This window comes from Cellulomonas avistercoris, assembly GCF_014836445.1.
Classification (GTDB): domain Bacteria; phylum Actinomycetota; class Actinomycetes; order Actinomycetales; family Cellulomonadaceae; genus Cellulomonas; species Cellulomonas avistercoris.
The window spans coordinates 106,242-130,611 of sequence record NZ_JACSQV010000010.1 but is presented as its reverse complement, the minus strand read 5'-3'; the positions used below and the strand labels follow the sequence as shown (position 1 = coordinate 130,611).

The following is a 24,370-nucleotide window of genomic DNA, read 5'->3' as shown; positions in this document are numbered from 1 at the left end:
CGCCCGCGTGGGGCGCCACCGTCGTGCGTGCGTGCGTCCGTCGTGCGTCCGTCGTGCGTCAGGCGCGGCGTCGCAGCGCGACCGCCGCACCCGCGAGCGCGACGACGGCCCACGTCACCAGCACGACGAGCGAGCGTGCGGGCATCGCGAACGTCTGCTGCGCGAGCCCGGCGCGCACCAGCTGGGCCATGGGCTCGATGGGGAGCCACTCGTGGGCCGTCTGCAGCCACGCGGGCATGCGCTCGGCGGGGTAGGACACGGGCGAGAACAGCAGCACGATGAAGACGAGCGCCTGCGTGAGCAGCATCGCGAGCTGCGGCGGCAGGACCGTGGCCATCGCGTACCCGACGGCCGCGGCGGTCAGCGAGACCAGCAGCGTCGCGGGCAGGAACCACGGCGCGATCGACAGGTCGACGTCGAAGCGCAGGACCCCCGCGAGGACGCCGAGCGCCATGCCGGGCAGGGCGATGAGCGTCCACACCAGCAGGTCGGACAGCAGGAACGCGATGCGCGGCACGGGCAGCGTGCGCATCCAGTCGAGCGACCCCTCGATGCGTGACTGCCCGACCATCTGCGGCACCATCACCAGGCCGACGGTGATGAGCGTGATGGTCGGTGCGCCCGTGGCCAGGAACAGCGCGGTGACGGGGTCCGGGTCCCCGACGAGCAGGCCGTAGCCGACGACGGTGGCGACGGCCATGAACACCTGGACGACGACCATGAGCGGCAGGTACTGCGACTGCCGGCGCAGCTGCCACTGCGCGAGCAGCAGGGTCTGCCGCAGGCCGTCGGTGCGCGTCGGCGCGGGGGCGGTGAGCGTGGTCATGCGGCCGGGACCTCCTCGGTGACGTCGGCGGGCTCGCCGACGAGCTGCACGTACACGTCCTCGAGCGACGCGGGGGTCAGCGCGTAGCGCTCGAGCCGTCCCGCCTCGACCTCGTCCTGCGCCCAGCGCACGACCTCGGCGGCCGCGTCGGACGGGACGGTCGCGGTCGCGCGCAGGTGGCCGGCCGCGGCGTCGCGGGCGGCGGGGTGCCAGCGCACGGGCACGCCGGGCACGGTGTCGACCTCGAGGGTGAGGGAGCCGCGCAGGCGCGCGGTGAGGCCGGCGGGGGTGTCGGCGGCGCGGACGACGCCGCGGTCGAGGATCGCGAGGTGGTCGACGACGCGCTCGGCCTCGCGGACGTTGTGCGTCACGAGCAGGACGCCGTGCCCGGCGTCGGCCAGGCCGCGGATCTGCTGCCAGAGCAGGCGGCGCCGCACGGGGTCGACGTCGTTGGTGAGCTCGTCGAGCACGACGAGCCGCCCGGGCACGACCGTGGTCATCGCGAAGGCGGTGAGCCGGGCGACGCCGCCCGAGACCTTCTCGGCCGGGGTGTCGGCCCACGCGCCGAGGTCGAGGGCGTCGAGCAGGTCGGTCGCGCGGCGGCGCACGTCGGCGGGCGCGGCGCCGCGGATGCGGCCGACGAGCTCGATGGCGCGGCGCGGGGTCAGGCCGCTGATCGGCACGTTGGCCTGCGCCTGGATCGAGACCAGGCGGCGCGCGTGCTCGGGGTGGGCCACCGCGTCGACGCCCGTGACCGTGATGCTGCCGGAGTCGGGGCGCACGAGGCCGACGACCTGGTGCACGAGCGTCGTCTTGCCCGCGCCGTTGTGGCCGAGCAGCCCCACCACCTGGCCTGCCGCGACGTCGAGGTCGATCCCGTCGTTCGCCTGCACGCCGCGACGCCCGCGGTACCGCTTGCGCAGCCCGCGGACGGTGAGCACGTCCTGCCCGGTCATGTCGTCCTCCACTCAGATACCGATCGGTACGTGCGTGACGGTACGCCGATATACCTGTCGGTATCAACTCCTTGGTATGAACCGGCGTATCGTGAGCCCATGGCCGACGACCGTGACCGCCTCAGCGCCGCCAGCCGTGCCCTCGCCGATGCGGCCGCCCAGCTCACGCGCGCCCTCGGCGCGCAGGCCGAGCGCGTCATCCCCGACGTCGGCGAGGCCGTCGCCCAGGGGCTGCGCGAGGCCGCCCGCGAGCTCGCGGACGCCACCGGGTCGCTCGCGGACGAGACGCGCACCAAGGACGAGCGCCGCCGGCGCAAGGTCGACCGCACGCGCGCCGACCTGCTCGACGCGGCCGCCCGCGTGTTCGCGGCCCGCGGGTTCGAGGGCGCGTCCGTCGACGACGTCGCGGCCGAGGCCGGCTACACCAAGGGCGCCGTCTACGCGCACTTCGGGTCCAAGCGCGAGCTCTTCCTGGCGGTCGCGCGCGCCCGCCTCGGCGAGGCCGGCGACCCGGCGCAGCACACGGTGCCCGGCGTCGGCCCGGACGGCGTCGAGGTCGGCACGCTCACCGACGCCCTCGCGCTGTCCTCCGACGACCCGCGCCTGCTGCTCGCCGTCGAGCTGCTCGCGTACGCGCTGCGCCACCCCGGGGACGCCGACGAGCTCGCCGGGTTCTACGCCCGCGCCTTCGACGCGCTCGTCGAGCACGTCGCCGACCTGCGCCGCGCACGGGACGCCCGCGAGGGCCGCGCGTCGGCGCCGGGCACCACGCAGGACGACCGCGACACCACGCTCGGCGTCGTCGCGCTGCTCAACGTCGCGCCGCTGGGTGCCCGGCTGCTGGGGCCCGACCACATCACGCCCGCCGCCGGCGCACGCGTGATCGCGCGCCTGCTGGCCTGACCCTGCGGGCACGGTCGCCCGGTGACGTCCCCGCGCACCGCTCGTCCAGCGCGCGGGCACCGGGACGTCGTGCCACGATCGAGCCCACCGATGACAGGGAGGCCACCGATGTCCGTCCCCGACGACAACGTCACCCCCACGCCCGACGAGGTCCCGGACCCCGTCGACGCGACCGCGCCGCACGCCCCGCCCGCACCGGAGGACGCGGTCGGCGAGGACCAGGAGGAGGCCTCCGGGGCCGCCGACGACAGGGGCGTGCTGCCCGGGGTCCCCACGCGCCCGTTCAACGGCGACATCTGACGTCCCGCCGACGGGGTCGGTGCCTCGCGCCCGGAGTGCGACCCCCCTAGGGTCCGACGCATGACGTCGCCCGTCCCGCACGCTGCTGCCGCCCGTCCACGCCGCCGCGTCAGCCCGCGCGTCGTCGCCCTGCGCGTGTGCGGGCTGCTGTGGGCCGTGTGCTCGGTCGCGACCGTCGGTCTGGTCCTCGCGTCCCTGAGGGCCGAGGAGCTGAACGAGTACCGCTCCGGCTACACCGGTCCGAGCGAGGACGACTTCGAGTTCGCGGCCGCGCTCACCTTCCTGCTCGGGCTGCTCGCGCTCCTGACCGGGATCGCGCTGGTCGTCGACGGCGCGGTGCGCCGTTGGGTCGCCACGGCGGCGGACGGTCGGCCAGGACCCGTCCCACCCGTCTCCTGACACGCCCCGCGGCATCGGACCCCGGCTCCGCGCGGCGCCGGGTCGCTGCGGCTCCACTTCGTCATCGCGCTGCGAGGGATGTACCCCTCGCGCCCCTGAGACGCGACGCGGGGCGTCAGGCCCTGGCGGGCCGGGCCGTGGTGGGCGACGATGCGCAGCGGTGCGACGACGACGCCGCCCGGCACGGCGGTCGCCACCGACCGTCCCCCAGCGGCACCCAGGAGAGCCCGTGACCCGATCGGACGTCCCCCGCGACCCGGACGCGCCCACCGCGGCGGACCCCGCCCGGCCGGCAGCCGACCCCGCGCAGCGCCTCGACGCGCTGCCGGTCACGCGCCGCCACGTGCGGCTGCTCATGGGGTCCGGCGTGGGGTGGACCTTCGACGCGATGGACGTCGGGCTCATCTCGTTCGTCATCGCGCAGCTCGCGGTCGTGTGGGGCACCGACGCGACGACGCTCGGGTGGGTCGCGTCGGCCGGGTTCGTCGGCATGGCGGTCGGCGCGGCGGTCGGCGGGCTGCTCGCCGACCGCATCGGCCGGCGCCAGGTGTTCGCCCTGACGCTGCTGGTCTACGGCGTCGCGACGGGCGCGTCGGCGTTCGCGGGCGGTGTCGCGGTGCTCATGGTGCTGCGGTTCGTCGTCGGGCTCGGGCTCGGCGCCGAGCTGCCCGTCGCCTCGACGCTCGTCAGCGAGTTCGCGCCGCCCCGCATCCGCGGCCGGGCCGTCGTGGTGCTCGAGTCGTTCTGGGCCGTGGGGTGGATCCTCGCCGCCGTCATCGGCTACCTCGTCGTGCCGTCGGGCGACGACGGGTGGCGCTGGGCGCTGGCGCTCGGGGCGCTGCCCGCGCTCTACTCCGTCGTCGTGCGGCGCGGGCTGCCGGAGTCCGTGCGCTTCCTCCAGGCGCGCGGCCGGCACGCCGAGGCCGAGCGGGTCGTCGCCGACCTCGAGGCGTCGCGCGCCGTGGGCCACGGTGGGCTGACGGGCGCGCAGGTGCGCGACGCGGCGCAGGGGCCGACTGGGACGTCCGCGTCCGCACCTTCGGCGACGTCCGCACCCGCGACGACGTCCGACCCGGCGGCGACGTCCGGACCGACCACGTCGCGCGAGGCGGCCGAGCGGCCGCGGTCGAGCGGCGAGCCGGCCCCGCGGCTGGCCGCGCTGTGGGCACCCGCGCTGCGGCGACGCACGACGGCCCTGTGGGTCGTGTGGTTCACGGTCAACTTCGCGTACTACGGCGCGTTCATCTGGCTGCCGTCGGTGCTGGCGGCCGACGGGCACACGCTCGTGCGGTCGTTCGAGTACACGCTGATCATCACGCTGGGGCAGCTGCCGGGCTACGCCGCAGCCGCGGTGCTCGTCGAGACGTGGGGGCGGCGGCGCACGCTCGCGGCGTTCCTCGCCGGGTCCGCGGTGGCGGCCGGGGCCTTCGCGGCGGCCTCGGGCGACGCGCAGATCATCGGCGCGGGTCTGCTGCTGTCGTTCTTCAACCTGGGTGCGTGGGGCGCGCTGTACGCCGTCACCCCCGAGCTGTACCCGACCCGGATGCGGACCACGGGCGCCGGCTGGGCCGCGGGCATCGGCCGCACGGCGTCCGTCCTGGCGCCGCTGGCCGTGCCCCAGCTGCGCGAGCTGGGCGGCACGGGCCTGCTGTTCACGGTGTTCGCCGGCGTCTTCGTCGTCGCGGCCCTGGGCGCCCTTGCCCTCCCGGACCACACGGGCGAGTCCCTCACCTGACCCACCCCACCCACCCCACCCCCCACGCCGAGCGCGGTACTCGGCGGTCGAGCGCGGCACTTGTTGGTACCGCGCTCGGACGCGATGTACCGCGCTCGGCGAGGTGGGGTGGTGGGGTGAGGTGGGTGGGCAGCGCGGTGGGTGGGGGTTGCGGGTATGGCGTCAGGACTTCTTCTGGCGGTCCAGCTGGTCCTTTGCCGCGTCGACGATCTTGTCGATCGTCGCGTCCGTGCCGGTGTCGGTGCGGGCCTTGACCGCGTCGGCCGCCTTGTCGAGGGCGTCCTTGGCCTGCTCCTCGCGGCCGCTGAGCGCGCCCTTGGCCTTGTTCACCATGTCGTCGAGACCCATCGGGTCCTCCATCCGTCTCCGGGGCCGTGCGCCGGCCCTGCTCCCAGTGTGCCCCCGGTCACAGCGCGCGGCTCGACGCGCGCAGGTGAGCAGGTGGGAGCAACATTCTTCCGCTCCCGGCTCAGGTTCGCCGGGGAAGATGCCGATGTGCAGGGACGTGACGACTGCAGGCGCGCCCGGACCCGGGTGGTACGACGACGGTGTGACGCGTGACGTCCAGCGCTGGTTCGACGGACGGGACTGGACGGACCACACGCGCCCGGTGCCGGAGCTGTCGCTGGCGCACGCGCCCGCCGCTCCCGCGACGCCCGGAACCACTGCCGGTGGCGCGTCCGGCGGTGCCGCCGGAGCCGCGGCGTCCTGGCTCCCGCCGACGGCGGAGGCGTGGCTCCCCGGCGACCCGGTGCCCGAGCCCGAGCCGGCCGACGGGACGACGACCCCCGCGTGGGCCGCACCGGCTGCGACCGGCTGGGGTGGCGCCGGGGTGTCGCGCTTCGGGACGCCGACGCCTGCCTACTCCGCGCCCGCTGCTCCCGTCGTGCTCGGCCTGCCGCCGGCCGCCGTCGCGGGACCCGCGGCCGGCTGGACCCCGGGTGCGCCCGCGGGCGGGTGGCAGCCGTCCGGCGCCCCGGCGCACTGGGGCTGGCGCGTGCTCGCGTCGCTCCTGGACCAGCTCATCGTCGCGACGCCCTACCTCGCGGGTGCCGTCTACGCGCAGTCGACGATGACCACCACCCTGGACATGGACGGGCGGCCCGTGCTGCTGCCCAGCGCCGAGGGCTTCAACGCGTTCGGCGTCGGTGCGCTCGTCACGCTCGTGCTGTGGTTCGTCAACCGCGTCGTCCTGCAGGGACGCCGCGGGCAGTCGTGGGGCAAGCGCATCGTGGGTCTGCGCACGGTGGGCGAGGGCACGCAGCTGCCGCTCGGGATGTGGTGGGCGTTCGTCCGCGACGTCGGCAACGTCGTGAACAGCGTGCCGCTGTACCTCGGCTACCTCTGGCCGCTGTGGGACGCCCGGCGCCAGACGTTCGCCGACAAGCTCGCGCACGCGCTCGTCCTGCGCGACGTGCGCTGACGCGCCGGGGTCGTCGGCCCCCGGGCGCCGGTCGCCGCGGGTCAGTCGCCGCGCTCGACGTCCCCGATGGTCTGGCCCGGCTCGTCCGTCGCCGCGCTGACCTGCTCGACCTCGGTGGTGCCGGACGAGGTGACCACGTCGGGCTCGTCGGCCGGGTCGGTGCCGTCCGAGGGGGAGACCTCCTCGGTCGGCGTGGCGTCCTCGGCCTCGACCTCCTGGGCCTCGACCTCCTCGGCCTCGACCTCCTCGCGGAGCTCTCGGCTTCGGGCCTCGACCTCCTCGCGCTGCTGCGCGATCGCCTCACGGATGCGGTCGGCCTGCGTCGCGAGCTGCGTGCGCACGTGCTCGACGCTCGCGTCGACCGTGGCTCGCGCCTCGGCGTCGATCTGGTCGAACTCCCGCGCGAGGGCCTGCTCCTCGAGGCGCAGCGACGTGCGCACCCGCTCGAACTCCTCGTCCACGCCCATGCGTTCCTCCGCCTCGTCCCGGACGCGCCCTGCCGTGCCGCGTCCTGTGCAGCTGTCCAGCCCCGACGTTACGGCCCCGGGGGCGCTTCCACGACCGAGCGCGTGGTCAGGCCGACGAAGGCGCCCAGCCGCTCGAGCGACTCGGGCCGCTGCGGCAGCGTGCGGGTCAGGTGCGTCGAGCGGACGACGAACGCCGCCCACTGCCCGCGCGACACCGCGACGTTGAGCCGGTTGCGGTCGAGCAGGAAGTCGAGCCCGCGCGGCACCTGCGCCGGGGACGACGCCGCCGTCGTCACGAGGACGACCGGTGCCTCCTGACCCTGGAACCGGTCGACGGTCCCGACGCGGGTCGCGGTGAACCCGGCCGCGTCGAGCGCGCGCCGGACCGTCCACACCTGCGCGTTGTACGCCGCGACGACCAGCACGTCGGCGGGCGTCAGCGGCCGTGCGGGCTCGGCGGCGCGCGGGTCGCGCCACGTCCGCCCCACGAGGTCCGTGACGAGCCGCACGACGACCTCGGCCTCCTCGGGTGACGCGACGGCGTTGCCCTCGTGGTCGACGAGCACGCCGTGCACGCCCGCGGCGATCCCGTCGAGCGACCGCGCGGCCGCGTCGGGCGCGGCCACGAGCCGGCCCTCGTACGCGAGCGTCGAGACCGCCGCGCACAGCTCGGGGTGCATCCGGTAGGTCACCGGCAGGAAGTACCCGAGGTCGGCGGGCAGGGTGTCGTGCCCGTCGGTGAGCCAGCCGAGCGCGCTGCGGTCGACCGGCTCGGGGTGCGTGCCCTGGCTGACCTGCGGCAGCTGCTGCGGGTCGCCCAGCAGCAGCAGGTTGCGGGCCGCGCCGGCGACCGCGAACGTGTTGGCGAGCGCGAACTGCCCGGCCTCGTCGACCACGAGCAGGTCGAGGGGCTCGGCCGGGCGGCGCTTGGTGCTGACGAGGTCCCACGCCGTGCCGCCCAGCACGGCGCCGGTACCGGGCGCGCCACCGGGACGCGCGGCCCAGAAGGCACCGAACCCCGCGTCGGGCACCCACGTCCACGGCGCGGCCGGGTCCGCGACCCTGCCGTCCGACGCACCGGGCGCCTTCTTGGCGATCGCCTCCGGGGCGACACCCGCCGCGGCGACCCCGCGCAGCATGTTCTCGACCACGGCGTGCGACTGCGCGACGACGCCGACGCGCCACCCGCGGGCCACGAGCGCGGCGATCACGCGGGCACCCGTGAACGTCTTGCCCGTCCCGGGCGGCCCCTGGACGGCGAGGTAGGAGTCGTCGAGGTCGAGCACCGCACGCGTGAGGACGTCGACCAGGTCGCCGTCGGCCGGCGGCAGCGGCCGGCCGGACCGGGTGCGCGGCGGGGTGCGGCGCGCGAGGTCGAGGACCGCGGCGCGCGGCAGCCGGACGTCACCCGTCCCCGCGTCGAGGGACGTCGCGGCGTCGAGCACCCGCTGCGCGAGCCCGCGGATCGCGTCGCGCAGCGGCCCGGTGGCGAGCGGCCCGGCGGGTGCGAGCGCCATCGGCAGCTCCGCGAAGGCGTCCGAGCCGCGCGGTCGCGTCTCCTCGACGAGCAGCACGTCATGGGGCCGCGGCCCGTCCACCTCGGCGGCGACGTCGAGGACCGTCATGCGCTCGCACCAGCCGCGCGGCCCGTCCACCGACGTCTTGACGCACTCCGGCAGCGGCGGCTCGTACAGCCCGACGGCCTGCGCACCCGCGCGCAGGTCGCTGCCGGGCTCGAGGCGCCCCGTCATGCGCAGCACGCGCCGCTCGACCTTCTTGCCCGGCGGCAGGTGCCAGTCCGTCACGACCTCGACGGACCCCGGGCGGTCGACCAGCAGGACGTTGCGCCTCTCGGTCCAGTCCGACGGGTGCGCCGAGAGCCGGTCGAAGTGGCCCCACCAGTAGGGCTTGTCCTCGCGCTGGTGGTAGCGCAGGGCCGCACCGACCAGCGCGACCGCCTGCCGCGCGGGGGTGCGCACGACGCCCTCGCCCGGGCCGGGCCCCGCGATCGCGAGCAGGTCGTCCTCGAGCGGGTCGGGCGCACCGAGCTCGGCCGCCCGGGCCGCCGCCTCGGGGTCGAGAACGACGGCGCGCGACGGCGCGACCCCGGCCTCGGCGAGGCGCGCGAGCAGCCAGTCGCGCAGGCCGAGCGTCGAGTCGCAGTCGTAGTGGTTGTAGACCTCGATGGCCTTGATGCGCTCGTTCCAGTCGTCGAGGCGTCCCGCGTCGCGCGCCGCGACCGCCTCCGCGTACTCGACGATCGAGTCCGCCGCGTTCGTCACGCCGTCGCCGCGGCCCGTCGCCATGTAGAGCGGCTCGAGCTTCTTGAGCGAGTACGACCGCTGCCCGGTGCGCACGCCGGCCTTCACCGCGGCGTACAGGTCGACCAGCAGGCCCTCGCGCAGCAGCGCGTCGACCTGCGCCTCACCCTCGCCGTGGCGCCCGGCGAGCCGTCGCAGCGTCGACTTCTCGTAGGCCGCGTAGTGGTAGACGTGCATGCCGGGGAACTGCTCGCGGCGCGCGGCGAGGTAGGCGAGGAACTCGCGCAGCGCGACCCGCTCGGCCGCGCGGTCGTGCGCCCAGAACGCGACGAACGGCGCCTCGACGTCCGGCTCCGGCGGGTTCTCGACGACCCCGAACAGGTACTCCAGGCCCCACGCGTCCGGCTCGCCCGCCAGCGCGGCGTCGTACCAGAGGGGGTCGCCCTCGAAGTCGAAGAAGATGTCCCCGGGGTCGGCCGGCGGCAGCAGCTCCGCGATCCGCTCGGGGTGGGTCACGGCCCACGGGACGTCGCCCGGGTGCGCGGGGTCGGGGTTGCGTGCCTCCTGCTCGACCTGCAGGCGGGCCTGCAGCCGGGCCTTCTCGACGACCGCGGGGCTCAGCCCCTCGACCTCGAGGTCGTCGGGTGCGGCCGCGAGCGCGTCGATCGTCGTGATCCCCGCCGCGACGAGCGCCGTCCGCTGCCGCTCGTACACGCCCGCCACGAGCGTGACGTCGCGCCGCGCCTCGAGCTCGGCCGTGCACGACGAGCACCGGCCGCACGCCGCCCACCGGTCGTCGCCCCAGGCGACGGGCCCGTCCTGCGCGCGGTGCGTGTCGAGCATCTCCTGCAGCCGGACGCGCCGCTCGCGGTAGACGGGCACGAGGTCGGCGACCGCGTGCCGCGTGACCGCGCCGTCACCCAGGACCAGCTCGACGTGGCGCGCCACGGGCAGGCCGGCCCGCACGAGCTGGTCGGCGTACGCCGCGACCTGCAGCAGCGCCGTCGGCTGGGCGTTGCGTGCCAGCTTGGCGTCCCGCACCGACCACGCGCCGTCCTCCTCGCGGACCACGAAGTCGGCCCGTCCGACGAAGCGCCCGTCGAAGAAGGCGGCCTGGTGCACGACGTCCGCGGACGCGAGCCGGTCCAGGGTCGCGGCGTGCGCGGCCTCGAGGTGCGCGCGCGAGCCCGGGTCGCGCGTCGCGGGCACCTGCGCGAGACCGCCGCGCCCGCCGGGCCGCCACACGCCGTACCGCGCGACCATCCCGCGCAGCACGCGCTGCTCGTGCTCGTCGCCCAGGTGCGACACGCGGGCCAGCACCACGTCGGCGTCGGGCTGCACCTGCGGGCCCCGGCCGAGGCGTGCGTCGAGCGCGCGCAGCACCGCGTGCTCGCACTGCGCCGCGGCCGTCAGGTCGCTCGCGGAGTACGTCAGGGTGCCGTCGTCGAGCAGGATCACACCGGCAGGCTACGGGTGCCCACCGACATGCTCCCGAGATGCGCCCCGGCCCGTCGTGACGGACCGTGGACGCCGGGCGGCGCCCCCGCCGCCCGCGGGCGCACCCCGCCCGCAGGTCGCAGCACGAGGAGGACACCCATGCCCCGCACGGTCTCCGAGCTCATGACGCCCCACCCCACGGTCGTCGAGGTCACCGACACGCTGCGCGCCGTCGCGCAGACGATGGCCACGCAGGACATCGGCTCGCTCGTCGTCGCCGAGGACGGCACGGTCGTCGGCATCGTCACCGACCGCGACCTCGTGGTCCGCGGCCTGGCCGAGGGCATCGGCCTGGACGCGCCGGTCGGCCAGCTGGCCACCGAGGAGATCGTGACGGTCGGGCCCGACGACGACGTCGCCGACGTCGTCCGGATCATGCGCGAGCGGGCCGTCCGGCGGGTCCCCGTCGTCGAGGGCGGCCAGGCCGTCGGCGTGCTCACGATCGGCGACCTCGCCGCGGAGCTCGACCCCACCTCGGCGCTCGCGGAGATCTCCGAGGCGCCCGCGCAGGACTGAGCCGCGCCCCCGAGGGGCCCGTCCGCCGCGCCGCGCCGGGCGGGCGTCTCGGGATGCCGGTCCGCCGTCACCCCTTCACCATGGAGCGATGGCCGACCAGACGACACCCCAGGACCCGACGACGCAGCAGCCCGACCCCGGCACCCACGGCGCCGAGCAGATCCCGCACCCCGGGCTGACCGACGACATGCAGCAGGAGCCCGACCACGGCGAGGAGTCGTACCGCGGCTCCGGGCGCCTCGAGGGCCGGCGCGCGCTCATCACGGGCGGCGACTCCGGGATCGGGCGTGCCGTGGCCATCGCGTTCGCGCGCGAGGGGGCCGACGTCGCCATCTCCTACCTTCCGGAGGAGGAGGACGACGCGCGCGTCACGCTGTCGTGGATCGAGAAGGCGGGCCGCCGCGGCCTCCTGCTGCCCGGCGACATCCGGGACGAGGAGCACGCGCGCTCGCTGCCCGGCCGCGTGGTGGAGGCGTTCGGCGGGCTCGACGTCCTCGTCAACAACGCCGCCTACCAGATGGCCCAGACGGGTGGCCTGCTCGACATCACGACCGAGCAGCTCGACCGCGTCCTGAAGACCAACGTGTACGCGATGTTCTGGATCACGCAGGCGGCGCTGCCGCACCTGACCAGCGGCGCGGCGATCATCAACACGTCCTCGATCCAGGCGTTCGACCCCAGCCCCCCGCTGCTCGACTACGCCTCGACCAAGGCCGCGATCTACAACTTCACCAAGGGTCTCGCGCAGCAGCTCGCGGAGGACGGGATCCGCGTCAACGCGGTGTGCCCCGGGCCCATCTGGACCCCGCTGATCCCCGCGACCATGGACCCCGAGAAGGTCGACGACTTCGGTGCGGACACGCCGCTGGGCCGCGCGGGGCAGCCGGCCGAGCTCGCGCCGGCCTACGTCTTCCTCGCGTCGCAGGAGTCCTCGTACGTCACCGGTGACCGCATCCTCGTCACCGGTGGGCGGTCCTGATGCGGGTCGTCGTCGTCGGCGGCCACGGCAAGGTCGCGCGGCTGCTCGCGCCGCTGCTGGTCGCGCGGGGTGACGAGGTGGTGCCGCTGGTCCGTCGCCAGGAGCACGCCGACGAGCTCGCGGCGCTGGGCGCGCAGCCTGCGCTGCTGGACATCGAGGCGTCCGACGCCGACGACTTCGCGGCCGTCATGGCCGGCGCCGACGCCGTGGTGTTCGCGGCCGGCGCCGGCCCGGACGGCAACGCCGGGCGCAAGCGCAGCGTCGACCTCGAGGGCTCGCTCAAGTCGCAGGAGGGCGCCCGCCGGGCGGGTGTCCGACGCTTCGTCCAGGTGTCCGCGATCGGGGTCGACGAGCCGATCACGGACGACATGGCCGCCGTGTGGGCGGCGTACGTCGTCGCCAAGCGCGACGCGGACGACGCGCTGCGGGAGACCGACCTGCGCTGGACGATCCTGCGGCCGGGCGGCCTGACCGACGCCGAGGGCACGGGACGCGTCACGCTCGGCGAGCACGTCGAGCGCGGCGAGATCCCGCGCGCCGACGTCGCCGCGGTGATCGCCGCCGTGCTCCTCGACGACGCGACGGTGGGTCACCAGTGGGAGCTGGTCGGGGGAGACACCCCGGTAGCCGACGCGCTGGCGGCGGCCGTCGGCGCCTGAGCGGGCGACGACGGGCGCGCCGTCCTCAGCCGGGCGTCCGCTCCCCGACGAGCACGTGGTGCGGGTGCACGCGCCACGCGTCCAGGCGCGTGGCCGTCACCGTCAGCCCCGCGTCGCGCAGCCAGCCGGCCATGACGTCGGGCGGGACGAACGTGAACGTCGTCGAGCCCTCGGTGAGGCGCAGCACGCGCACCGACAGGGTCTCCTGCCAGCGGTTCCAGCGGACCTTCCACGCGGGGGAGGCGCCCATCTCCTTGACGACGAGCCGCCCGCCCGCCGAGACCTGGGCCGCGGCCGCCGCGAGCAGGCGGCGCTGCGCGTCGGCGGGCAGCAGGTACAGCACGTCGACGACGACCACGGTGGCCCACGGCCCCGGGGGCACGGCGCCGTCGGGGGCCACGGCGAGCTCGAGGTTGGGCACGCGCGCGGCGGCCCCCGCGGCGGCGGTGATCTTGCCGGCGTCGATGTCGACGCCCACGACGTGCCGGCCCGGGCGGTCCAGCGCGGCGTAGGCGCTGAACAGGCCGTGCCCGCAGCCGATCTCCAGCACGCGGCCGTCGTCGGGCAGCAGACGCACGAGGCGGCGGAACGGTGCGCTCCACCAGCGCACGTGCACGTGCGCGCGCTCCTGCCACGGGGCGTCGCGGTAAAGGTCGAGCGCTGCGCGCCCCGCGGCGTCGGGCCGTCGTCCGGTCATGCGCGTCCCTCCGGGTGGTGCGTGTCGCTCGCGCCCAGCGCGGCGAAGCCTGTCAGCCGGTAGCCGCACGCGTCGACCTGCGCGCGGGTGCGCGGCGACGTCAGCGCGGCGAGCTCGTCCGCCCACCGGTAGCCCCACGCGAACCGCCCGGCCTGGGGGTCGTCCGCGACGCCGGGGTGGGTGTTGACCTCGAGCGTGCGGGCGCCGCGCGCGGCGGCGGACCTGAGCGTCGCGACCAGCCGGTCCTCGTCCATCGCACCCGCCTCGTCGAGGCCCGCGTAGTCGTCGGTCGTCGTCAGGCCCGCGCGCGCCAGCCGGCGGCGCAGCCCGACGCCCAGCACGCCGACGCCGGCCCCCGCCGCACCGAGCGCGCGGCTGCGCGGCAGGCGCACGGCACCGATGCCCGCGGCCAGCGCGAGCTCGGTGACGACGCGCCCGACGACGGGCCACAGGTGCGTGTGCTGGTGGGTGTCGAGGTGCGTCACGGGCAGGCCGGCGCCCTGGACGCGCTCGAGCTGCGCGCCCAGCTCGCGGCGCACGTCGTCGGGGTCGATGCGTCCCGCCGCGCCGCGCGCCACGACCGTGCGGTAGCTCAGCGGGAACCGCCCGTCGCGGTCGACGAGCGTGGGGACCTCGCGCGCCGACAGCAGCGGCGGGTCCTCGCCGACGAGCGCGAGGTGCGCGCCCAGCTCGAGCGCCGGGTGGTCCCGCAGCACGCGCACGGCGTCGTCGAACGCGGTACCGACCGCGAGCAGCGACGTCGCGGTGACGACCCCGTCGACGTGGGCGCGTCGCACCGCCTCGTTGACGCCGGGAGTGAGGCCGAGGTCGTCGGCCGTGACGACGAGCAGGCGCGTCACGTGGTGGGCCGCGCCGGCAGCGACCGCAGCTCGCGCCGCAGGCCCCACATCTCCCCGAGCATCGTGCGGATCACCCCGAGGGACGACAGCGTGGACACGCCCCGCGTGCGCGGGAAGTAGTCGACGCCGATCTGCAGGACCTCGAACCCGGCCTTCTGCGCCCGCACCAGCAGCTCGGCGTCGATGAACGAGCCCTCGCTGCGCAGCGCGACGTGGTCGAGCACCTCGCGCCGCACGAGCTTGAACGCGAAGTTCACGTCGCGCACCCGGGTGCCGAACATCGCGCGCACCAGCCCGTTGTAGAGGAAGGAGTAGACGGCCCGCCGCGGGCCCTCGCCCGTGCGGTCCAGGCGGTACGCGCTGACGATGTCGACCTCGTACGTCTGCAGCACCCGCAGCGCGCGCACCAGCTCGCGCATCTCGAACGGCAGGTCGGCGTCGGTGTAGAGCACGACGTCGCCCTTGGCGGCCTCGAAGCCCGAGCGCATCGACCCGCCGAGCTTGCGGTTGACCGGGTGGCGCACGACGCGCACGTGCTCGTCCTCCTCCGCGAGGGCCGCGGCGAGCTCGGGCGTGCGGTCCGTCGACGCGTCGTCGACCACGATGATCTCGTAGTCGAGCACGTCGCCGGACGCGAGCAGCTCGCGGCACGTCACCGACGCGGCGGCCACGGCCCGCTCGATGTACTCCTCCTCGTTCCACATCGGGAAGAAGACGGAGATGCGCCCCACCGGACCGGGCCCACGTGTGGACGTCATGACACTGCCACCCCTCTGCCGAACAGGAACGTGAGCGACGTGAGCAGGACCGCGCACACCGTGAGGACGACGGGCGCGACCCACCGCTGGTGGCGGGTCGCCAGGAACTCGCCCGCAGCGGCCATCACGGGGAACGCCACCAGCACGTAGCGCCCGGTGCCCATGAAGTCCTTGGTCCCGACGATCGGGATGAGCAGGACGACCGCCGCGAACGCGGCGTACCCCCAGCCGAACAGCCGCTGGACGCGTCGCAGCAGCAGCACGGCGCACAGGCACGCGACCGCCTGCAGCGTCAGCAGCAGCGCGATGTCGTACGGCCCCTTGAGGAGGGTTCCGAGGAAGATGACCTTGAACCACGTGCGCGGCCCGACGCCCTGGTTCCAGCCCGGTGCGGACTCGACCTCGACGAACGCGAGCGGGTGCCCGAACTCGACCCACAGCCACACGCACCACCCGGCGAGCCCGAGGCCCGACGCGAGCACGCCGAGGTGCCGCGGGCGCACGTCCCGCACGGCGGCGACCACGTCGCGCCAGCCGGGACGTGGCGCGTCGTCCGTCTCCGCGGCGTCGCGGCGGGCCCGACGGTCCTCCGCGAGCATCTCGAGCGTCCGCACGACGAGCCCCACGGCCACGGCGACCCCGACCGGCCGCCCCGCGGTCGCGACGGCACCGGCGATCCCCGCCGCGAGGTACCAGCGCCGCTCCAGCAGCACGAACGCCGCGACGGCGCTGAGCATGAACAGCGCATCGGCGTACATCGGGCCGTAGAGGAAGAACGCGTACGGGTACAGCAGCACGGCCGCGACGGCCATGAAGGCGGAGCGCCGGGGGAGCCGGCGCCGCACCCACAGGGCGAACAGGACGACGGCGGCCAGGCCGCACAGCACCGTGAGCAGCTGGCCTGCGACCTGCTCGTCGCCCAGCACCTCCGTCAGCCCGCGCACGCTCATCGGGTAGGCGGGGAAGAAGGCGACGGGCGACTGCTGGCCGGGGCTGTAGAAGTAGCCGTTGCGCGCGATCCCCAGGTACCAGGCGCTGTCGTACTGGAACCAGCCGTCGAGCCACGCCGGTCCGGCCAGCTCGGGGTCGGTGCGCCGCTGCGCGCGCGTCGCGAGCGCGACGACCATCGAGAGCGCGACCACCAGACCCGTGAAGACCCCTGCCACGGCCCACACGTAGCGTCGGTCGGACCCCCGGCCGACGCTCGCGTCGGCGGGCGTCGCGTGCTGCGTCACGACCGCCACCTGCACCCCTGCCCCTCGGTCCGGACGCGCCCGGTGGCGGACGTCGCGCACATAAGGTAAGACGCTCCGGCGCCCCGGAAGGTTGGGCCACGACCGGGTGATGTGCGCCACTCGGGTCGATCGGACGGAGGTGTCGGGTGACGGGTCTGCTCGCCGTCGCGGGTGCCGCGCTGTGCTCGGGTGCCGCGGTCGTGCTGCAGGCGGTCGCCGCGCGGCGGCTGCCGCACGACGCGGGCCTGGGCGCCACCATGGTCCGCCGCCTGCTGGCGTCGCCCGCCTACCTCGCGGCGCTCGCGCTGGTGGTCCTCGGGTTCGGCCTGTCGTTCCTGGCGCTGCGCTCGCTGCCGCTGTTCCTCGTCCAGGCGGGACGCGCCTCCGGGCTGGCGGTCGCCGCCGTGCTCGCGGTGCTCGTGCTCGGCGCGCGGTTCGGCCGTCGCGAGGCGTGGGGCCTCGTGGCGCTCGGCGTCGGCCTCGTGGGCCTGGCGCTCAGCGTCGCGCCCGCGCCCGTCGCGGCGCCCCGGGCGGGCGTGCCGCTGGGGCTGCTCGTCGCCGCCCTCGTGCTGGGCGTGGCCGGGTGGCGCGTCGCCGCGCGTCCGCCGTCGACCCGCACGGGGCTCGCGCTCGCGGTCGCCGCGGGCTGCGGCTACGCGCTGCTCGCGCTCGCCGCGCACGTCGTGGACCTGTCCCGGCCCGCACGGCTGCTGCTCGACCCCGCGCTGTGGGCCGGCGGCCTGGGCGGTGTGCTGGCGCTCGGCCTGACGGCGCTCGCGCTGCGTCGTGCGCCCGTCGTCGCCGTGACCGCCGCGACCGTCGCGACCGAGACGTGCCTGGGTGCGCTGCTCGGCCTGCTGCTCGTGGGCGACCGCGCGCTGCCCGGGCGCGGGGTGCTGGCCGCCGTGGCGTTCGGGCTGGTGCTCGCGGGGGCGCTCACGGTCGCCCGCTTCGGGGCCGCGGACGCGATCGTCGAACCCGAGGCGCTCAGCGCCCACGGGTGACCTGGGCGCCGCGCGCGGCCCCCCACGCGCTGGTGAGCACGTCGTCCAGGCCGTAGGTGGCCTGCCAGCCGAGCCGGGAGCGGGCGCGGTCGACCGCGGCGACGACGACCGCGGGGTCCCCGACGCGCCGCGGGAGCTCCTCGACCGGCAGGTCGGACCCGTCGAGCGCGCGCAGCCGCTCGACGACCTCCCGCACCGACGCGCCCGCACCCGTCCCCACGTTGAGGACCTCGGCGGTCGTCGCGGACGCGGTCTCGAGCGCCAGCAGCGCGGCGACGTGCGCGTCGGCGACGTCGCGCACGTCGACGAGGTCGCGCACGCACGTACCGTCGGGCGTCGGGTAGTCGGTGCCGTTGACCTGCGGCGCCTCGCCGCGCGCCAGACGGCCCAGCACGGTCGTGACGAGGTTCGCCTCCTCGTCGTCGCGCAGCACCCACGAGCGGGCGCCGGCGACGTTGAAGTACCGCAGCGAGAACGACCGCACACCGTGGTCGACCGCCGCGGCGACGAGCACCTCGCCCGCGAGCTTCGTCGCGCCGTACGGGCTGATCGGGTCGGTCGGCGTGCCCTCGTCGACGAGCGCGACGTCCGGGCTGCCGTACACCGCGGCCGAGGACGAGAACACGAGCCGGCGCACACCGGCCGTCGTCATGGCCGCGAGCACGTGCGCCGTGCCGCCCACGTTCTGCACGCGGTACCACTCGGGTCGCGCGACCGACTCGGCGACCTTCTTGCGGCCGGCGAGGTGCACGACGGCGGTGACGGCGTGGCGGCGCATCGCCTCGACGAGCACGTCCACCGACGCGGACGTCGCCAGGTCGACGCGCACGAGCGGCACGTCCGGGACGCGGTCGGCGCGGCCGGTCGAGAGGTCGTCGACCACCACGACCTCGCGCCCGCTGCGCAGCAGCGCGTCCACGACGTGTCCACCGATGTAGCCGGCCCCGCCCGTCACCAGCACCTTCACGGCCGCGAGCGTAGGGGCGGGACATACGGTGGCGGGTCATCCCACAGGGGGACAACCCTGGCCCTGCAGGATGAAGTTCAGCGCACGACGTCCCGGGCGCGGCGCAGGACCGCGTCGAGCATCGCGGGCGTGAGCCGTCCGGTGAAGGTGTTCTGCTGGCTCACGTGGTAGCACCCCAGCAGCGTGAGCTCGCGCGCCTGCGTGGTGTGCCGCAGCGTGACCTCGACGCCGTGGCCGAACGCGGGGCGGGGGCGGGGCACGGCCCAGCCCTGCTCGGCCAGCGTCGTCAGCAGCGCCTGCCACCCGAACCCGCCGAGCACGACGGCGACGCGCGGCGCGACCAGCTCGATCTCCCGGGCCAGCCACGGGCCGCACGTGCGGCGCTCGGCGGGCGTCGGCGCGTTGGCCGGGGGAGCGCACCGCACGGGCGCCGTGACGCGCACGTCGTGCAGCGTCAGGCCGTCGTCCGCGGACGTCGACGTGGGCTGCGACGCCATGCCGACGCGGTGCATCGCGGCGAACAGGAAGTCCCCGGACCGGTCGCCCGTGAACATCCGCCCCGTGCGGTTGGCGCCGTGCGCGGCGGGCGCCAGGCCGACGACCACGACGCGCGCGTCCGGGTCGCCGAACCCGGGGACCGGTCGGGCCCAGTACGTCTGCCCGCGGTACCGCGCGGGCGGGTCGGCCGCGCTCGCCTCGCGCCACGCGACCAGGCGCGGGCACGCGCGGCACGTCGTGCAGACGGCGGCGAGCGCGTCGAGGTCGGGCGCCGCTGCCGCCGCGCGGACGACGTCCGCGGCGGAGCCGGGCACGTCCGCGGGCGACGTGCGGCTCGCAGGGCCCGGGCTCACGGCACCGCCCCCGTTAGAACCGCGACGGGTCGCCCGCACCCTCGCGGACCACCTCGGGCGCACCGGACGTCCAGTCGACGACCGTGGTCGGCTCGTTGCCGCGGTCGCCCGCGTCCACGACCGCGTCGAGCACGTCGTCGAGCTCCTCCTTGATCTGCCAGCCCTCGGTCATGGGCCAGTCGTGCCCCGGCATGAGCAGGGACGACGACAGCAGCGGCTCGCCCAGCTCGCGCAGGATCGCCAGCGCCACCGGGTCGTCGGGGATGCGCACGCCCACCGAGCGCTTCTTGGCGTGGGCGAGCCGGCGCGGCACCTCGGGCGTCGCGGGCAGGATGAACGTGTACGGCCCGGGCGTCGCGGACTTGATGGCCCGGAACGCGCTGTTGTCGAGGTGCACGAGCTGCCCCAGCTGGGCGAAGTCGCAGCAGACCAGCGTGAAGTGGTGCCGGTCGTCCAGGTGCCGGATGCGGCGGATGCGGTCGGCGCCGTCGTGGTTGTCGATGCGCGTGCCCAGCGCGTACATCGAGTCGGTGGGGTAGGCGATCACGGCGTCGTCACGCAGCATCGCGACGACCTGGGCGATCGCCCGCGGCTGCGGGTCCGTGGGGTGGACGTCGAAGTACCGGGCCATCCGCCCAGCGTAGGAGTCCGCGCGGCGGTGCGCGCGCCCCGTCCGGCATCGGTCAGGGGGCCGCCTCGACCAGCCGTCCGGCGAGCTGCGTGAGCAGCGCCGGCTGGGCCGCGAGCGCCAGCGCGGTCCCGAGCCCGACCGCCCCGGCCACGGCACCGACGCGGCGCAGTGCTGCGAGCATGGTCCGACCTCCTGCATCCGGCGGTCCCGGTGACCGCGTCGGGTCCAGCCTGGTCGCCGCGGGCCGTCGGCACATCGGGGCCGGCCCCCCGTTCGACCCTCAGGCTGCCCCCCACCGCCGGGGTGGCCCGCCCCCGCCGCGACGGTGGGTCACCCCCCTTGACCTGCTGCTCCGCCCTCGGGGACAACCCTGAGCGACACGGGGTGGAGTTCAGGGTGGATGCCGGGCGCGTCCCGGGTGTCGGCGGCGCGGCCGGGAGGGGACCATCGACCATGTGACCCTCATCGACAGCACCCGCTCCGGCGGACCCATCGCCACCGCGCGCGGCCTCGTGCGCACCTACGGCTCCGGCCCCACGGCCGTCCACGCCCTCGCGGGCGTCGACCTCGACGTCGAGCGCGGCCGGCTCACCGCGACCATGGGACCGTCGGGCTCGGGCAAGTCGACCCTCATGCACTGCCTGGCCGGGCTCGACCGCCCGACGGCGGGCAGCGTCGTGGTCGACGGCGAGGAGGTGTCCGCGATGTCGGAGCGGCAGCTGACCCGGCTGCGCCGCGACCGCATCGGCTTCGTCTTCCAGGCGTTCAACCTGGTCCCGACGCTCACCGCGCTCGAGAACATCACCCTGCCGTTCGACATCGCACGCCGACCGGTCGACCGCTCCCACCTCGACGCCGTCGTGCAGGCCGTGGGGCTCACCGACCGCCTGCACCACAAGCCGGGCGAGCTGTCCGGCGGGCAGCAGCAGCGCGTCGCCTGCGCCCGCGCGCTCGTCACGCGCCCGGCCGTGGTCTTCGCCGACGAGCCGACCGGCAACCTCGACTCGGCGTCCGCGCACGAGGTGCTGTCGTTCCTGCGGCACAGCGTCGACGAGCTCGGGCAGTCGGTCGTCATGGTGACGCACGACCCGACGGCCGCGTCGTACGCCGACCGCGTCCTGTTCCTCGCGGACGGGCGCATCGTCGACGAGCTGCGCGACCCCACGTCCGACGCGGTGCTCGAGCGGCTCGGCGCCCTGACGCGCCGCGCGCAGGCCGCCGCCGCCGACGCCGCCGCTCCCGCCGAGGTGCGCTGATGCTGCGGGTGACGCTGCGCAGCGTGCGCGCGCACGCGGTGCGGTTCGCCCTGTCGGTGCTGGCCGTGTCGCTCGGCGTCGCGTTCGTCGCCGGCACGTTCGCGCTGCGGACCATGCTGTCCGACACGTTCCACGGCATCGTCGACGCCCAGGCACCCGCGAACGCCTACGTGCAGGGCGACGCGCCGCTGCCGGGCGGCGGCGACACCGCCGGCGGCCTGACGCTGGGCGGGCAGCGCGCACCCGTGCCGCTCGCGCTCGCGGACGAGGTCGCGGCCGTCGAGGGCGTCGACGTCGCGCTGCCGGAGCTGGCCGGCTCGATCGTCCTCGTCGGTGCCGACGGCACCGCCGTGCAGTCCACCCAGGCGCCGTCGTTCGGCGTCGCGTTCGACGAGCGCGACCCCGGGCTCGACCTGGTCGCCGGGGCCGCACCGCGGGCCGCCGACGAGGTGGCCCTGGAGTCCGCGACGCTCGAGTCGTCCGGGCTGGCCCTGGGTGACCGGACGAAGGTCGTGGTGTCCGGCGAGGTGCGCGACGTGACCGTGGTCGGCGAGGTCGACGCGGGCGGCCCGCTCGCGGGCGCGACGCTCGTCTACCTGCCCGTCGACGTGGCCACGGCCGCGTTCGCCGCCGAGGGGACCGTCCCCCGCGTCGCCGTGTACGCCGCGGACGGCGCGGACGAGCAGACGCTCGTCGACCGCGTCACGGCCGCGCTGGACGACGCGGGCACGACCGGGGCCGAGGCCGTCACGGGCCAGTCCCTGCGCGACGACCTGCGCGGCGACATCGACCAGACCCTCGGGTTCGTCACGTCCTTCCTGCTGATCTTCGCCGTGGTCTCGCTGTTCGTCGGCGGGTTCCTCATCTCCAACACGTTCGCGATGGCGGTGCGGCAGCGGGTGCGCGAGTTCGCGCTGCTGCGCGCCGTCGGGGCGTCGCCCGCGCAGGTGTTCGGCGTCGTCGTCGGGCAGGCGGCGGTCGTCGGTCTCGTCGGGTCCGCGCTGGGCGTGGTCGGCGGGCTGGGGCTCGTGAGCGTGCTGCGCGTCGTGTTCGAGGCGATGGGCATGGACCTCGTCGGTGACATCCCGCTGGAGACCACGGGCGTCGTCACGTGCCTCGCGCTGGGCACGGTCGTGTCGGCCGTCGCGGCGGCCGTCCCGGCGCGCCGCGCCGCGCTCGTCGCGCCCGTCGAGGCGATGCGCGGCGAGGTCACCGTGCCCGAGCGGTCGCTGCACCTGCGCGGGCTCGGCGGTGCGGCACTGGTCGCGCTGGGCGCCGCCGCCGTGGTGTTCGCCGCGGTGCGTCCCGACGCCCGGGGTGCCGAGCCGGCGCTCGGGGCGGGGGCCGCCGTCGTCCTCGTCGGCGTGCTCGTCGCGTCGCCGTCGCTGGCGCGTGCCGTGCTGCGCGTGCTGGCCGTGCCGTTCGTGCACGCGCTGCCGCCGCTGGGCCGCCTCGCGCAGGGCAACGTCGTGCGCAACCCCCGACGGACCGCCTCGACGGCCGGGGCCCTGATCATCGGCATGGCGCTCGTGGGTGCCGTGTCCGTCATCGCCGCGACCGGGCAGGCCTCCCTGGTGCGCGTCGTCGAGAGCGCGACCGAGGCGGACCTGGTGCTGCGCTCGGCGACGTCGGCCATCCCCGACGGCGCGGTCGCGGACGTCACCGCGCTGCCGGAGGTGGGCCGCGCCGAGTCGCTGGCCTTCACGTACGGCGGCGCGTCACCCGAGCCGGGCGTGCTGCCCGGCCCCTCCGACGGCGCGTACGTCCTGGGCCTGCAGCCCGGCGTGCTCGGCGACGCGCTCGTGGTCGAGGTGGTCGACGGCGACGTCGACGACCTCGACGACGACCACGCCGTGGTCAACCAGGCCGTGACGGGCGAGGGTTGGGCCGTCGGCGACGAGCTGACCGTCAGCACGGCCGCGGGCGAGCGCACGCTCGAGGTGGCCGCGGTCGTCGACACGCGCGTCACGACGGGGTCGGTCATCGTGACCAAGGACGTGCTCGACGAGCTCGCGCCGGGCCCCGCGCAGACCAGCGACACCGTGTTCATCGACGCGGCGCCCGGGGTGGGCGACGACGAGCTGCGCACCGCCGTGACCGCCGCGGTCGCGCCCTACGTCGTGGTGTCGGTGCAGGACCGCGACCAGTTCGTCGACCAGATGGCCGCGCAGGTCGACCAGCTCCTGGTGATCCTCTACGCGCTGCTGGGCCTGTCGCTGGTCATCGCGGTGCTGGGCATCGTCAACACGCTCGCGCTGTCGGTGATCGAGCGCACGCGCGAGATCGGGCTGCTGCGCGCCGTGGGGCTGGGGCGCCTGCAGCTCGCGGGCGTCGTCACGGTCGAGTCCGTCCTGACGGCCGTGTTCGGGACCGTCGTCGGCCTCGCGGTCGGGGTCGGGCTCGCGTCGGTCCTGCCGCGCGTGTACGCCGAGGAGGGGCTGGACCGGCTCGTCGTCCCGTGGGACGGCCTGGCGCTGATGGTCGCGCTCGCGCTCGTCGTGGGCGTGCTGGCAGCGCTCTGGCCGGGTGCGCGCGCGGCACGCCTGCGCGTCCTCGACGCCATCGCCACCCCGGACTGACCCCGCCCCGCCCCCCGCGCCCCCGCCCCGCCCCGCCCCGCCCGCCCCGCCCGCCCGCCCCCCCATCCGCCGAGCGCGGTACTCGCGCGCCGAGCGCGGTACTCCTTGGACCCGCGCTCGACGGTGGAGTACCGCGCTCGGCGGAGGGGGGGAGAGGGGGAGGGGAGGGGTCAGGGCTTGTGGGGGGCGACGCCGCGGTGGGTGGCTGCCGGGAAGCGGCGGTGGGAGTCGGCGAGCTTGGCGCGGGCCGCGGCGCCCAGGTCGACGCCCAGGACGTCGGCGAGCCGGACCAGGTAGACGAGCACGTCGGCCATCTCCTCCGCGGCGCGCGCCTGCCGGTCCGGCACCGCGAAGCGGGCCACCGCGTCGGCGGCGGGCACCCACTGGAACAGCTCGGCGAGCTCGCCGACCTCACCGACCAGCGCGAGGACCAGCGACTTCGGGTCCTGGAACTGCTCCCAGTCCCGCTCGCGCGAGAACTCCCGCACCGCCGCCGCCAGCTCCTCGATCTCCGCCACCCCCCCATCCTGCCGCCCCCACCCACCCCACCCACCCCACCCACCCCACCCCACCCCCGCCGAGCGCGGTACTCCACCGCCCAGCGCGGTACT

General features: G+C 76.0%; 25 protein-coding genes. 11 read left to right on the top strand and 14 right to left on the bottom strand.

The window, feature by feature from the left end:
• Window positions 1–58 precede the first annotated feature (58 nt).
• Window positions 59–826 carry an ABC transporter permease gene (locus H9657_RS12720; protein WP_191783782.1) on the bottom strand — a complete coding sequence of 256 codons (768 nt, stop codon included), beginning with the start codon at window positions 824–826 and terminating at the stop codon, window positions 59–61.
• Complete coding sequence (locus H9657_RS12715; RefSeq protein ID WP_191783781.1) at window positions 823–1,782, bottom strand: ABC transporter ATP-binding protein; 960 nt, start codon at window positions 1,780–1,782, stop codon at window positions 823–825. Before H9657_RS12715 ends, H9657_RS12720 begins: the two co-directional genes overlap by 4 nt.
• Before the next feature lie 99 nt (window positions 1,783–1,881).
• On the opposite strand from H9657_RS12715, the gene H9657_RS12710 reads away from it, so the two are divergent.
• The 4 genes from H9657_RS12710 (at window position 1,882) to H9657_RS12695 (ending at window position 5,119) form a co-directional block, all read left to right on the top strand.
• On the top strand, window positions 1,882–2,685 hold the full coding sequence (locus tag H9657_RS12710; RefSeq protein ID WP_191783780.1) for a TetR/AcrR family transcriptional regulator: 804 nt from the start codon (window positions 1,882–1,884) through the stop codon (window positions 2,683–2,685).
• 108 nt (window positions 2,686–2,793) lie between these two features.
• Window positions 2,794–2,985, top strand: a complete 192-nt coding sequence (locus tag H9657_RS12705) for a hypothetical protein (protein WP_191783779.1) — start codon at window positions 2,794–2,796, stop codon at window positions 2,983–2,985.
• Window positions 2,986–3,045: 60 nt separating this feature from the next.
• Window positions 3,046–3,384 carry a hypothetical protein gene (locus H9657_RS12700; protein WP_191783778.1) on the top strand — a complete coding sequence of 113 codons (339 nt, stop codon included), beginning with the start codon at window positions 3,046–3,048 and terminating at the stop codon, window positions 3,382–3,384.
• Window positions 3,385–3,613: 229 nt separating this feature from the next.
• Entirely contained in the window at window positions 3,614–5,119 is a 1,506-nt protein-coding gene (locus tag H9657_RS12695) for an MFS transporter (protein ID WP_404813159.1), read from the top strand.
• Between the two features lie 162 nt (window positions 5,120–5,281).
• On the opposite strand, the gene H9657_RS12690 is transcribed toward H9657_RS12695, so the two are convergent.
• Entirely contained in the window at window positions 5,282–5,467 is a 186-nt protein-coding gene (locus H9657_RS12690; protein ID WP_191783777.1) for an antitoxin, read from the bottom strand.
• On the opposite strand from H9657_RS12690, the gene H9657_RS12685 reads away from it, so the two are divergent.
• Window positions 5,451–6,542 carry an RDD family protein gene (locus H9657_RS12685; RefSeq protein WP_318241473.1) on the top strand — a complete coding sequence of 364 codons (1,092 nt, stop codon included), beginning with the start codon at window positions 5,451–5,453 and terminating at the stop codon, window positions 6,540–6,542. The two genes, H9657_RS12690 and H9657_RS12685, sit on opposite strands and share 17 nt — an antisense overlap.
• 41 nt (window positions 6,543–6,583) lie before the next feature.
• On the opposite strand, the gene H9657_RS12680 is transcribed toward H9657_RS12685, so the two are convergent.
• Window positions 6,584–7,009, bottom strand: a complete 426-nt coding sequence (locus tag H9657_RS12680) for a hypothetical protein (RefSeq protein ID WP_191783776.1) — start codon at window positions 7,007–7,009, stop codon at window positions 6,584–6,586.
• Between the two features lie 68 nt (window positions 7,010–7,077).
• A complete protein-coding gene (locus H9657_RS12675) occupies window positions 7,078–10,728 on the bottom strand; it encodes a TM0106 family RecB-like putative nuclease (protein WP_191783775.1) in 3,651 nt (1,216 codons plus the stop codon).
• 138 nt (window positions 10,729–10,866) lie between these two features.
• On the opposite strand from H9657_RS12675, the gene H9657_RS12670 reads away from it, so the two are divergent.
• The 3 genes from H9657_RS12670 (at window position 10,867) to H9657_RS12660 (ending at window position 12,921) form a co-directional block, all read left to right on the top strand.
• A complete protein-coding gene (locus tag H9657_RS12670; protein WP_191783774.1) occupies window positions 10,867–11,283 on the top strand; it encodes a CBS domain-containing protein in 417 nt (138 codons plus the stop codon).
• Window positions 11,284–11,371: 88 nt separating this feature from the next.
• Window positions 11,372–12,262: an SDR family oxidoreductase gene (locus H9657_RS12665; RefSeq protein ID WP_191783773.1), complete on the top strand. Its 891-nt coding sequence runs from the start codon at window positions 11,372–11,374 to the stop codon at window positions 12,260–12,262.
• The gene (locus tag H9657_RS12660; RefSeq protein ID WP_191783772.1) at window positions 12,262–12,921 is read left to right on the top strand and encodes an NAD(P)H-binding protein; all 660 of its coding nucleotides are present in this window, start codon (window positions 12,262–12,264) and stop codon (window positions 12,919–12,921) included. Before H9657_RS12665 ends, H9657_RS12660 begins: the two co-directional genes overlap by 1 nt.
• A 25-nt stretch (window positions 12,922–12,946) precedes the next feature.
• Here H9657_RS12660 and H9657_RS12655 read toward each other — a convergent pair whose 3' ends face one another.
• From H9657_RS12655 to H9657_RS12640, 4 genes are read right to left on the bottom strand one after another with little or no spacing between them, the layout of a single operon-like run.
• Complete coding sequence (locus tag H9657_RS12655; protein WP_191783771.1) at window positions 12,947–13,618, bottom strand: class I SAM-dependent methyltransferase; 672 nt, start codon at window positions 13,616–13,618, stop codon at window positions 12,947–12,949.
• Window positions 13,615–14,478 (bottom strand): ChbG/HpnK family deacetylase, encoded by an 864-nt coding sequence (locus H9657_RS12650; protein ID WP_191783770.1) that lies wholly within the window; start codon window positions 14,476–14,478, stop codon window positions 13,615–13,617. Before H9657_RS12650 ends, H9657_RS12655 begins: the two co-directional genes overlap by 4 nt.
• A complete protein-coding gene (locus H9657_RS12645; protein ID WP_191783769.1) occupies window positions 14,475–15,236 on the bottom strand; it encodes a glycosyltransferase family 2 protein in 762 nt (253 codons plus the stop codon). Before H9657_RS12645 ends, H9657_RS12650 begins: the two co-directional genes overlap by 4 nt.
• Window positions 15,233–16,471: a glycosyltransferase family 39 protein gene (locus tag H9657_RS12640; RefSeq protein WP_191783768.1), complete on the bottom strand. Its 1,239-nt coding sequence runs from the start codon at window positions 16,469–16,471 to the stop codon at window positions 15,233–15,235. Before H9657_RS12640 ends, H9657_RS12645 begins: the two co-directional genes overlap by 4 nt.
• A 146-nt stretch (window positions 16,472–16,617) precedes the next feature.
• Here H9657_RS12640 and H9657_RS12635 point away from each other — a divergent pair, with 146 nt between their 5' ends.
• Window positions 16,618–17,475, top strand: a complete 858-nt coding sequence (locus tag H9657_RS12635; RefSeq protein WP_191783767.1) for a hypothetical protein — start codon at window positions 16,618–16,620, stop codon at window positions 17,473–17,475.
• On the opposite strand, the gene galE is transcribed toward H9657_RS12635, so the two are convergent.
• From galE to H9657_RS19420, 4 genes are all read right to left on the bottom strand, one after another.
• Complete coding sequence (gene galE, locus H9657_RS12630) at window positions 17,459–18,442, bottom strand: UDP-glucose 4-epimerase GalE (protein ID WP_191783766.1); 984 nt, start codon at window positions 18,440–18,442, stop codon at window positions 17,459–17,461. The two genes, H9657_RS12635 and galE, sit on opposite strands and share 17 nt — an antisense overlap.
• Before the next feature lie 77 nt (window positions 18,443–18,519).
• Entirely contained in the window at window positions 18,520–19,293 is a 774-nt protein-coding gene (locus H9657_RS12625; protein ID WP_191783765.1) for a uracil-DNA glycosylase, read from the bottom strand.
• Window positions 19,294–19,306: 13 nt separating this feature from the next.
• Window positions 19,307–19,924: an L-threonylcarbamoyladenylate synthase gene (locus H9657_RS12620; RefSeq protein WP_191783764.1), complete on the bottom strand. Its 618-nt coding sequence runs from the start codon at window positions 19,922–19,924 to the stop codon at window positions 19,307–19,309.
• A 52-nt stretch (window positions 19,925–19,976) separates the two neighbouring features.
• The gene (locus tag H9657_RS19420; protein WP_255540142.1) at window positions 19,977–20,105 is read right to left on the bottom strand and encodes a hypothetical protein; all 129 of its coding nucleotides are present in this window, start codon (window positions 20,103–20,105) and stop codon (window positions 19,977–19,979) included.
• 274 nt (window positions 20,106–20,379) lie between these two features.
• On the opposite strand from H9657_RS19420, the gene H9657_RS12615 reads away from it, so the two are divergent.
• Window positions 20,380–21,180, top strand: a complete 801-nt coding sequence (locus H9657_RS12615) for an ABC transporter ATP-binding protein (protein WP_191783763.1) — start codon at window positions 20,380–20,382, stop codon at window positions 21,178–21,180.
• Window positions 21,180–23,759, top strand: a complete 2,580-nt coding sequence (locus H9657_RS12610; RefSeq protein WP_191783762.1) for an ABC transporter permease — start codon at window positions 21,180–21,182, stop codon at window positions 23,757–23,759. The genes H9657_RS12615 and H9657_RS12610 overlap by 1 nt, the downstream gene beginning before the upstream one ends.
• Before the next feature lie 170 nt (window positions 23,760–23,929).
• Here H9657_RS12610 and H9657_RS12605 read toward each other — a convergent pair whose 3' ends face one another.
• Window positions 23,930–24,277: a nucleotide pyrophosphohydrolase gene (locus H9657_RS12605; RefSeq protein ID WP_191783761.1), complete on the bottom strand. Its 348-nt coding sequence runs from the start codon at window positions 24,275–24,277 to the stop codon at window positions 23,930–23,932.
• Window positions 24,278–24,370: the final 93 nt, after the last annotated feature.